Annotated in this window: 6 protein-coding genes; 2 read left to right on the top strand and 4 right to left on the bottom strand. The window is 74.9% G+C overall.

From position 1 onward, the window contains the following. Window positions 1–97 precede the first annotated feature (97 nt). Window positions 98–3,592 (top strand): ATP-binding protein, encoded by a 3,495-nt coding sequence (locus FNQ90_RS04560; protein ID WP_182605081.1) that lies wholly within the window; start codon window positions 98–100, stop codon window positions 3,590–3,592. 152 nt (window positions 3,593–3,744) lie between these two features. Here FNQ90_RS04560 and FNQ90_RS04555 read toward each other — a convergent pair whose 3' ends face one another. The 3 genes from FNQ90_RS04555 to FNQ90_RS04545 all read right to left on the bottom strand — a co-directional run bounded on the left by FNQ90_RS04555 (window position 3,745) and on the right by FNQ90_RS04545 (window position 6,709). Next, window positions 3,745–4,650, bottom strand: a complete 906-nt coding sequence (locus FNQ90_RS04555; RefSeq protein ID WP_182605080.1) for an ABC transporter permease — start codon at window positions 4,648–4,650, stop codon at window positions 3,745–3,747. Then, on the bottom strand, window positions 4,647–5,738 hold the full coding sequence (locus FNQ90_RS04550; protein WP_182605079.1) for an ATP-binding cassette domain-containing protein: 1,092 nt from the start codon (window positions 5,736–5,738) through the stop codon (window positions 4,647–4,649). The genes FNQ90_RS04555 and FNQ90_RS04550 overlap by 4 nt, the downstream gene beginning before the upstream one ends. A gap of 170 nt (window positions 5,739–5,908) precedes the next feature. After that, window positions 5,909–6,709, bottom strand: coding sequence for a VOC family protein (locus tag FNQ90_RS04545; protein WP_182605078.1), 801 nt, complete (start codon window positions 6,707–6,709; stop codon window positions 5,909–5,911). Between the two features lie 405 nt (window positions 6,710–7,114). Here FNQ90_RS04545 and FNQ90_RS04540 point away from each other — a divergent pair, with 405 nt between their 5' ends. Beyond that, a complete protein-coding gene (locus FNQ90_RS04540; protein ID WP_182605077.1) occupies window positions 7,115–9,490 on the top strand; it encodes a heavy metal translocating P-type ATPase in 2,376 nt (791 codons plus the stop codon). 48 nt (window positions 9,491–9,538) lie between these two features. On the opposite strand, the gene FNQ90_RS04535 is transcribed toward FNQ90_RS04540, so the two are convergent. Then, window positions 9,539–10,499, bottom strand: a 961-nt coding sequence (locus FNQ90_RS04535; RefSeq protein ID WP_182605076.1) for a hypothetical protein, incomplete at its 5' end; no start/stop codon positions are given.

The raw sequence follows: 10,499 nt of genomic DNA, 5'->3' as shown, positions 1-10,499 counted from the left end.
GGACCGGGACGGAGCCGGCGGGTCCGCTTCCGACCCGCATCCGTCGCCGGGAAACCCATGGTCCCCGACCGGTCGATGGTGTCCAATGGAGGATGTCATGACCACCGGTCCCCTCGGACGCGATCACCCCCTCGCGCTGCTCCGTTCCCGCCTGCGGCACGCCCTGGACAGTCACGGCGGATTGGTGCTGATCACCGGCGAGGCCGGGATCGGCAAGACCACCCTGGTCACCGAGGCCGTGGCGGAGGCCCGTCGACAGGGCGCGCCGGTGTTGGCCGGTGCCTGCTGGGAGTCGGACAACGCCCCCGGTCATTGGCCCTGGGTGCAGGTGCTGCGCGGGTTGCGCCGGGTGGCCGGCCCCGAGCGGTGGGCCGAGGCGTTGGAGGCCGCCGGGCCGGGCCCGGAGCTGCTGCTCGACGGGGCGGGCGGCACCGGACGCGGCACCGGCGGCCCGCCGGTGGACGAGTTCGCCCTCCACGACTCCGTCACCACCGCACTGGTGACCGTCTCCCGACACCATCCGCTGGTGGTGGTGCTGGAGGACCTGCACCGCGCCGATCCCGACTCGCTGCGCCTGCTGGAGTTCGCCGCCCGACACACCTGGTTCGAGCGGGTCCTGCTCATCGGCACCTACCGGGACGTCGAGGCGGAGTTGCCCGACCATCCGCTGCACCCGCCGCTGACCGCCCTCCCGGCGGCGGCCGGGACCACCATCACCCTCGGCGGGCTGGAGCCGGCGGACACCGGTGCCCTGATCGCCCGGGTCCACGGTTGGGCCCCCGCCCCCGGGGTGGTGGCCGAGGTGCATCGCCGCACCGGCGGCAATCCCTTCTTCATCGAGGAGACGGCGCGGTTGTGGAGGGCGGGCGCCCCGCCCGGGGCGATCGCCCCGGGCGTGCGGGAGGCGATCCGGCGCCGGCTGGGGCTGCTGCCGCCGGAGGTGGCCGATCTGCTGGGCCGGGCCGCGGTGGTGGGGCGCGAATTCCGGCCCGTGCTGCTGGCGGTGGTCTGCGGGCGGAGCGTCGAGGAGGTCGAGCGGCTGCTGAGCCGGGCCGAGGCCGCCCGACTGGTCACCTCCGGCGCCTCCCCGGCCGAAGCGCTCCCGGCACGCACCGGGGACCCCGACCCCGCGCCGCGCGCCTTCACCCACGACCTGGTGCGCGAAACCCTGTACGACGCCCTGCCGGGTACCGAACGCCTCGCCCTGCACGCCGCCGTCGTGCGCGCGCTGCGGGAGGAGGAAGACGAGGGGCGCGAGGGGCGCGAGGGCGGCGGGAGGAGCACGGCCGGAGGGACGGCGGACGGCTTGACGCGTGCCGCCGAGATCGCCGAGCACGCCCACCGCGCCGGTGAGGCGCTGGACCCGGAGACGGTCGTGGAGCTGTTCGCCGCCGCGGCTCTGGACGCGCGGCTGCGGTTCGCGGCACGCGAGGCGGTGGAACACCACCGGCGCGCCCATCGCACGGCCGTGTCCGGCGGCCTGCCGATCGAGCGGCGGGTACGGGCGGCCCTCGCGCTGGGCGGGGAACTACTGCACGCCGGGGAGACCGCGGAGGGGTGGCGGGTGCTCGCCGACGCGGAGGGGCTGGCCCGGCGGGTGGCGGATCCGGCCCCCGCCGTCCGCACCGCCCTGATGGTCTACGGCGCCAGGGAGCTGCCCGGCGGCGAGGTGCTGCGCCCGCGCGCGCTGCGCGCGGCGGACCGCCGGCTGGGTTCGGCGGCGGAGGGCCCCGCCCCCTCCGACGACGGACCCGCCGGCGGGTCGGGCACCCCACCGGGCGACGGGCCCGGCGAACCCGACGGCGGCCCGGACGATGGTTTTGACGAGGCACCGATGACGCCCGCCGAGGAGGAGGCGGTCGTCCTGCGGCTCACCGACGCCCTCGCCCGCCACGCGCACGGTCGGGAGGACGAGGAGGGTCTGACCTTCGCCCTGTGGGCCCGTCACCAGGCCATCTGGGGGCCCGGAACGGCCCGGGAACGCCTCCGACTCACCGGCGAGCTGCGGGAGGTGGCGGCCCGGCGCGGCATGCGCCTGTTGGAGTTCTACGCCACCTCGCTGCGCTGGGTGGCCCTGCTGGAGCTGGACGACCCCCACTACGCCGAGCAGTTCCGCGAGCAGTTGGCGGTGGTCGCGCCGGCGGCCACCCCGGAGACCTCCTTCAACTCCCTCATGGACCGCTGCCTGATCGACGGTCTCCAGGGCCGGTTCGCGGAGGCCGAGGAGGCCCTGCGCCGGGCGGAACCACTGCTCGCCGGGCCCGGGCGGAACCACCCCTTCGGCGCCGGCATCATGCACCACCTGCGCTGGTCGCTGGCGCTGCTGCGCGAGCGGGAGCTGCCCGGACCCCCGTCCGATTTCCCCGACGACTCGCCGTTGACCGGCTCTCTCTCACCGCTGGCCCGGCTGCGGGAGGGCCTGGCCGCCCTGGAGCACCACGACCTCGTCGGCGCGCGTCGGGAGCTGGCCGCCACGGTGGGTCCGCTGCCCCGCCTGCTGCTGCCGATCCGGTTGCGGCTGGAGGCGGAGGTGGCGATCCGGGAGGGTGACGCGGCGGCCGTGGGTCGGTGCGTCGGCGAGTTGGAGCCGTACGCCGGACAGTGGCTGGTCGGCGTCTTCGGCTGCGACATCGGCGGCCCGGTGGATCTGTTGCTCTCCCGGCTGCGCCGGGCGGCGGGGGACGTGGAGGAGGCCGTCCGGGCCGCGCGGAGCGCCTGCCGGTCGGCGGAGCGGATGGGCTCGCCCCCGTGGCTGCTGCGGGCCCGGGCCGCCCTGGCCGAGGCGCTGTTGGCGCGGAACGCCGCCGGGGACCGGGAGACCGCCAGGGAGTTGCTGGGTCGGGTGGCGCGGGAGGCCGCCGGCGCCGGGCTGGAGCGCACCGCCGAGCGGGCCCGCCGCCTGCGGGCCGGGCCCGCCGCGCCCGTCCGGACGGGCGCGGCGATCGCGAGCGGTGTCGTCCCCGGTCCCGGCACGCCGGTGGGGGCCGAGGAGATACCCGGGAACGGCGCGACGGATCCGACGGCCGGTGACGCCCCGCCCACGCCGGTCAACGAGTTCCGTCGCGAGGGCCCGGTCTGGCGCCTGGGCTGGGCCGGACGGGTCGTGCACCTGCCCGACGCCAAGGGCCTGGCCGACCTGCACCGCCTGTTGGGCGCCCCCGGCCGCGACGTGCCGGCCGTCCACCTGCTGGCCCCGGGAGCGGACCCGGAGATCGTCGCCGCGCACCGGATGGGCGGCGACCCGGTGTTGGACGAGGAGGCGAAGCTCCGTTACCGGCGGCGCCTGACCGAACTGGACGAGGAGATCGACCGCGCCGCGCTGCGCGGCGCGGAGAGGCGGGCCGGCGAGCTGGAACGCGAACGCACGGCGTTGCTGGCCGAGCTGCGCAACGCGGCGGGGCTCGCCGGACGCGACCGTCGACTGGGTGACGCCACCGAGCGGGCCCGCAAGACCGTGACGGCCCGGATCCGTGACACCCTGCGCAAGCTGGACGACCGGCACCCGGAGCTGGCCGCGCACCTGCGGGCGTCGGTGTCCACGGGCACCGACTGTCGGTACCTGCCGGAGCGGGAGACCGCCTGGCGGCTGTGACCGGACGGGCGAAGGGGCCCCCACCCGACGCATGGTGGGTGGGGCACGGCGACGGCCGGCCCCTTTCCGGTGCGGGCCCGGCCTTCGGTCCGGTGGGTCCGGTCGCGGTCCGCCCCCGGTCCGCCGCGTGCGCCGGGCGGGGGCGGGCCGGGTCACTTGCGGTTGTAGAGCCGCATGGTGAGGGTGCCGAAGACGGCGATCAGGCCCGCCGAGGCGATGAACACCCAGCTGATGTCGCCCATGGCGGCCTCCCCGTGCATCAGGCCGCGCACCGCCTCCACCAGGTGGGTGACGGGGTTGACGTTGACGAACGCCTGGAGCCAGCCCGGCATGGTCTCCGGCTCCACGAGGATGTTGCTCAGGAAGGTCAGCGGGAAGAGCACCATCATGCTGACGCCCATCACGGACTTCTCCGAACGGAGCATCAGCCCGAACATCGTCCAGATCCACGAGAAGGCGAAGGAGAAGCCGACCAGCAGCGCGATGCCGGCGACCACCCCGATCGGTCCGCCCGCCGGCCGGAAGCCCAGGATCAGGCCGACCACCAGGATCACCACCGAGGCGGCGGTGTACCGGAAGGCATCGCCCAGCAGGTAGCCGACCATCGGGGCCGGCCGCCAGATGGCGAGGGTGCGGAACCGGTCGAAGACGCCCTTCTCGATGTCGTTGTTGACCGCCACGCCGGTGTACATGGTGGTCATCACCACGCTCATCGCCATGATGCCCGGCAGCAGGAACTGGATGTACTCGCTCGCCGAGCCGGCCAGCGCGCCCCCGAAGAGATAGGTGAACATCAACGTCATCATGATCGGGAACGCGGTGACGTCGATGAGCTGCTCGGGGATGTGCTTGATCTTGAGCATGGCCCGCCAGCCGAAGGCGAGCGAGGCGGAGAACGGGCTCGGCCGCGGCGGCCGGTCCTCGGTGATCAGCAGTTCCCGCAGCCGGTCGGTGGCCGGGGCGCCCTCCGCGCCGTTGGCCCCGACCGCGGGGGTGTCGGTCGCGGCGCCTGCCGGACCGGGCGCGGTGGTCTCTCGGGTGTCGGTGGGCGCGCTCATGCCGCCGGCTCCTTCACGCTCGTGGTGTTGCGGTCGGTTTCGTCACCGGCGGCCGGGACACCTTCGCCCGCCGCACCCGGGTCGGCGGCACCGGCACCGGCACCGGCGATGGTGCCGGGCTCAGCGTCGGTGAGGGCGAGGAAGACCTCGTCCAGACTCGGCTGGCCGAGGGAGAAGTCGGAGACCGTGACGCCGGCGGCGGCCAGCTCGGCCAGCGCGCGGGAGGCGTGTCCGGCCGCCGCCCCGGCGGAGCCGTCCCCCGTGAGCCGGGCGGTGAGCGCCACCGGGTCGGAGTCGAGGGCGACCTCGGCGCCCGGCAGGGTCTTCTCCAGCAGTCGGCGGGCCTCGGCGCGCTGCCCGGTGTCGTGCAGCCGCAGGTGGATCGCGCCCGCGCCGACCGAGGATTTCAGCTCACCGGGCGTGCCCTCGGCGATGACCCGCCCCCGGTCGATGACCGCGATGCGGTCGGCGAGCCGGTCGGCCTCCTCCAGGTACTGGGTGGTCAGCAGCACGGTGGTGCCGGCGGCGACGACCGTGCGCACCACGTCCCACACCTGGTTGCGGCTGCGCGGGTCCAGGCCGGTGGTGGGCTCGTCCAGGAAGAGCAGGTCCGGGGTGTTGAGGAGGCTGGCGGCGATGTCCAGGCGGCGCCGCATGCCGCCGGAGTAGTTCTTCGCCTGACGGTCGGCCGCCTCGGAGAGCCCGAACGCGTCGAGCATCGCCGCCGACCGGCGTCGGGCGTCCGCCCTTCGGTGGCCGAGCAGGCGGGCCAGCAGGACCAGGTTCTCGGTGCCGGTCAGGTCCTCGTCGACCGAGGCGTACTGGCCGGTGAGGCTGACCCGGCCGCGCACGGCGTCGGGGTCGCGCACCACGTCCCGGCCGAAGACCCGGGCCTCGCCGCCGTCGGGTCGCAGGAGGGTGGCCAGCATCTTGACCACGGTGGTCTTGCCAGCGCCGTTGGGTCCGAGCACACCGTAGACCGTGCCGGGGCGGACCGTGAGGTCCACGCCGTTCACCGCCTTGGTGTCCCCGAAACGCTTGACCAGGCCGATCGTCTCGATGGCCGGTCCGTCGGGGTGTTCCTTCATGGTGGTCGGGTCCTTCCCCTCGCTCGTCGTGCCGGTGGATCGTGTGCGGCGGTCCGCCCCCGGCGTGTCATGCCGCGAGGGGCCTCCACCCCTTGGGCGCGAGATGTCGGCCGGCATCACGCCGGCCCCGATCTCGCGGGGTGGTTCTCCCGGCCCCGTGGGCCCCGGGCCTACTCCTCGGAGGCGGTGGTGATCGCGAACAGGGCACCCGCCGGGTCGACGCACAGCGCCATCCGCCCCACGCTCTCGTGGTCGGATGGCTCCGTGCGCAGGTCCCCGCCGTGCGCGAGCACCCGGGTGACCGCCGCGTCGCATTCCTCGACCTCGAAGTACGGCTGCCAGTAGGGCCCGCCGACCGGCGCCAGTTCTTCGGCGGACAGGTGCATGATGCCGCCACAGGCGTGCTCGGGGCCGGCGTTTTTCCGGGTGCCGGGGAAGACGACGGTGTAGTTCTCCCGGCCGCCGGGCAGGTCGGTGACCTCGGTGCCCCAGCCCAGGGCGGCGCGGTAGAACTCCGCGGCGCCCACCGCGTCGGTGGTGTACAGCTCGGTCCAGCACAGCGTCCCCGGGATGGAGACCTCGTCGACGCCCGTCAGGACGTCCGGCTGCCACATCGAGAACTCCGCCCCCTGCGGGTCCGCGAAGGCCGCCATCCTCCCCAGGCCCAGAACGTCCATGGGGGGCATCCGCACCGACCCGCCGGCCCGCTCCACGGCCTCGGCGGATGCCTTGGCGTCGGGGGTGGCGAAGTACAGGGTCCAGGAGGGGCGGTCCTCCCCGCCGTTGCGCGGGCCGATGCCGGCGACGGTGTACCCGTCCTGCCGCAGGAAGCCGTAGCCGCCCGCCGCGGCGCCGGCGTCGGCGAACTCCCACCCGAAGACCGCCCCGTAGAAGGCGAGCGCGGCGGGGACGTCGGGGACGCCGAGGTCCAGCCAGCACGGGGAACCGGGTACGTAGTCGGTGGTGAGCATGGCGGAAACCTCCAGGGGTCGTCCGTGGGACGCCCGGGCCCGGCGGGGGCCGGGCCGCCGCGTCCCCCGTCGGACCCGGCCGGGGCGCGGCCGCGGTCCCGACGGGCCATCCGTCGCCCGCCGGCGCCCGGGTGTCCCGTCCTTTTCCCAGCATCGCATCGGGCACCGACAGTCGCCCGCCGGTCGCCCGGACGCCGGTCCGGCGGTGAGGGCGAGCGGGCCGGACACCGGCGGCCGGGCGCTCGGCGGTCCCGGTACGACCTCCGCGAGCCCGTCCGGGGGCGGCTTTCCGGCCAGGGAGGGTTGCCCCACATACCCCAAGGGGGTATACAGGCATCCTCATACCCCATGGGGGTATGAGGAGTATGCTGGAAGCGCACGCCCGTCGCGAGGAGAGTTTTCGACATGACCACCGAAACGGCAGCCGACCCCGACACCGGCACCGCCGGGGGCCCCGGCGCGGGCACCACCGGAACCGAACTCGCCATCGGCGGCATGACCTGCGCCTCCTGCGCCGCCCGGGTGGAGCGCAAGCTCAATCGGCTGGACGGGGTGAACGCCACCGTCAACTACGCCACCGAGAAGGCCCGGGTCGAACATCCGACCGGCGTCTCGGTGGCCGACCTGATCTCCGTGGTCGAGGCCACCGGCTACACCGCCGAACACCTCCGCCCGCCGGAGCCGAAGCCGGCCGCCACCGGATCGACGACCGGGCCGACGACCGCCGCGGCGCCCACCGGCCCCGGGCCGGACACCGGCGCGGGTGCCGGGGCCGGAGGTGCCGACGGCGGCCCGGACCCGTTGCTGCACCGACTGCTGGTGAGCGTCGCGCTCACCGTGCCGGTGATCGTGCTGTCCATGGTCCCGGCCTGGCAGTTCGATTACTGGCAGTGGCTGTGCCTGACCCTGACCGCGCCGGTCGTGGTGTGGGGCGGCTGGCAGTTCCACCGCGCCGCGTGGACCAACGCCCGGCACGGCGCCGCCACCATGGACACCCTCATCTCCCTGGGCACCGTCGCCGCGCTGCTCTGGTCGATCTGGGCGCTCTTCCTCGGCGGCGCCGGCGAGCCCGGCATGACCCACCCCTTCGAGTTCGTCGTACGCGCCGACCACGGCCACGGCACACCCGGCATCTACCTCGAGGTCGCCGCCGGCGTGACGATGTTCCTGCTCGCCGGACGCTGGTTCGAGGCCCGCGCCAAGCGCCGCGCCGGCGCCGCGCTGCGCGCCCTGCTGGAGTTGGGCGCCCGTGAGGTCACCGTGGTGCGCGACGGCGTCGAGCGGCGCGTCCCGGCCGCCGAACTGGTCGTCGGTGACCGCTTCGTGGTCCGTCCCGGCGAGAAGGTCGCCACCGACGGGCGGGTCCTGGAGGGCGACTCCGCCGTGGACGCCTCCATGCTCACCGGCGAGTCCGTCCCCGTGGACGTCGGCCCCGGCGCCACCGTCACCGGCGCCACCGTCAACACCTCGGGCCGGCTCCTGGTGGAGGCGACCCGGGTCGGCGCGGACACCCAACTCTCCCGCATGGCGCGGCTGGTCGAGGAGGCGCAGAACGGCAAGGCCGCCGTGCAGCGCCTCGCCGACCGGATCTCCGCCGTCTTCGTGCCGATCGTCATCCTGATCGCGCTCGGCACCCTCGCCTGGTGGCTCGTCGACGGGTCCGGCGCCACGGCCGCCTTCACCGCCGCGGTCGCCGTGCTGATCATCGCCTGCCCCTGCGCCCTGGGGCTGGCCACCCCCACCGCACTGCTGGTCGGCACCGGACGCGGCGCCCAGCTCGGCATCCTCATCAAGGGGCCGGAGGTGCTGGAGAACACCCGCCGCGCCGACACCATCGTGCTGGACAAGACCGGTACCGTCACCACCGGCACCATGACCCTGCTGGCGGTCCGCCCGGCGCCCGGCGTCGACCGGGCCGAGGTGCTGCGCGCGGCCGGCCCCGCCGAGGACGCCTCCGAGCACCCCATCGCCCGCGCCGTGGCCTTCGCCGCGGCCGAGGAGGTCGGGCCGCTCGCCCCGGTCACCGACTTCCGCAACCTGCCCGGCCTGGGCGTGCGCGCCGGGGTCGGGGGGCACACGGTGCTCGTCGGGCGCCCCCGGCTCCTCGCCGACCACGGTGTGGACCTGCCCGGGGAGCTGAGCCGGGCCGCCGCCGACGCCGAGACCGGCGGACGCACCGCCATCGCCGTCGCCCGGGACGGCGTCGCCCTGGGGGTCCTGGAGATCGCCGACGCGATCAAGCCGACCAGCGCCGAGGCCATCGCCCGCCTGCGGGACCTGGGTCTGCGTCCGATCCTGCTGACCGGTGACAACCGGACCGTCGCCGAGGCCGTCGCCCGGAAGGTCGGCATCGACCCGGCCGACGGCGGGGTAATCGCCGAGGTGCTGCCCGAGGAGAAGGTCGAGGTGATCCGCCGGCTGCGGGACGAGGGCCGGACGGTCGCCATGGTCGGCGACGGCGTCAACGACGCCGCCGCCCTGGCCACGGCCGACCTGGGCCTGGCCATGGGCACCGGCACCGACGCCGCCATGGAGGCCGGCGACATCACCCTGGTCCGCGGGGACCTGCGGGCGGCGGCGGACGCCGTGCGGCTGTCCCGCAGCACGCTGTTCACGATCCGCACCAACCTGTTCTGGGCCTTCGCATACAACACGGCGGCGATCCCGCTGGCCGCCGCCGGACTGCTCAACCCGATGATCGCGGGCGCGGCCATGGCCCTGTCCTCGCTGTCGGTGGTCGCCAACAGCCTGCGGCTGCGCGCCTTCCGCGCCGCCGCCTGACCGGCGAACGCCCCGGGCCCCGGAAGCCTCCGGGACCCGGGGCCCGCCTCACACCCAGGGAGCCATCGGGTACCAGATGATGTCCACCCGGGCCAGGATGCGGAGATTCCAGTACAGGACCATGAACACCCCGGCGGTGAGGAACCCCGCGGCCATCAAGGACGCGGAGCGGGTCGGACGCGCCGCCACCCACCCGTGCAGCCGCTTGCCGAACACGCCCACCACCAGCAGGAACAGCGCCACCATGATCAGCAGGTTGCCCACCGTCTGAAGGGCGAAGGCGAACGCGCCGTACAGCACGTTGTGACTCTCCGCGGTGTCCCGGAACAACTGCCGGAAGAGCGGGAAGGGCCGGCCGATGAGGAAGCCGCCGATCAGCGCGCCCATGAACACCATCGGGGCGTCGGGGAACCGTTCGGTGAGTCGCGCCAGGGGATCACGCGCGTACCCGAGGGCGACCAGCCCCAGATAGATCATGATCACGCCGATGACGCCGTAGACCACCATCGCCTGGATCAACCGGCCCGAGAGCACCGGGGAGCCGGTGCCGGCCGCGCTCTCCTGGAACTGCGGCATGCCGCTGCCGACGATCGCGACCACCACCCCGTACGCGGCCGACACGACGACGGCGCCGGCGGTGAGCGCCCCCAGCGGACGCAGGGCGGCGGCCATCCGACCGCGTGCGGTGGAGGACCGGCCGGTGAGGGGGGCGAGCGCGCCGAAGACCGCCACGTTGCAGGCGGTGAACGTGCCCGCGATGCCGGTGGCCAGGGCGAAGGCGAGCCCGGCCGCGACACCGGCGATCGGCGTCTCGGCGGCCGAGTGCCCGAGAAGACCGTCGGCGATGGTCCCCCCGATGGTCTTGTCGACGAAGTGCGCCGACCACACCACCGTGAGGGCGAAGCCCACCAACGCGGACACCGCGATCACCGCGCGCCGGCGGCGTGGCACGTGTCCGTTGAAGAAGAAGGACGGGGCGGATCCGGGAGCCCCGGTCCCCGAGGGGGAC

Origin of the sequence: Streptomyces alkaliphilus (assembly GCF_014141535.1) — a bacterium.
GTDB lineage: Bacteria > Actinomycetota > Actinomycetes > Streptomycetales > Streptomycetaceae > Streptomyces > Streptomyces alkaliphilus.
Note: the sequence above shows the minus strand (reverse complement) of the source record. Positions and strands in the feature narration are given on the sequence as shown.

Coding starts and splice junctions, on each gene's coding strand:
- FNQ90_RS04560 (WP_182605081.1), top strand. CDS start 98: ATGACCACCGGTCCCCTCGGACGCGATCACCCCCTCGCGCTGCTCCGT.
- FNQ90_RS04550 (WP_182605079.1), bottom strand. CDS start 5,738: ATGAAGGAACACCCCGACGGACCGGCCATCGAGACGATCGGCCTGGTC.
- FNQ90_RS04540 (WP_182605077.1), top strand. CDS start 7,115: ATGACCACCGAAACGGCAGCCGACCCCGACACCGGCACCGCCGGGGGC.
- FNQ90_RS04545 (WP_182605078.1), bottom strand. CDS start 6,709: ATGCTCACCACCGACTACGTACCCGGTTCCCCGTGCTGGCTGGACCTC.
- FNQ90_RS04555 (WP_182605080.1), bottom strand. CDS start 4,650: ATGAGCGCGCCCACCGACACCCGAGAGACCACCGCGCCCGGTCCGGCA.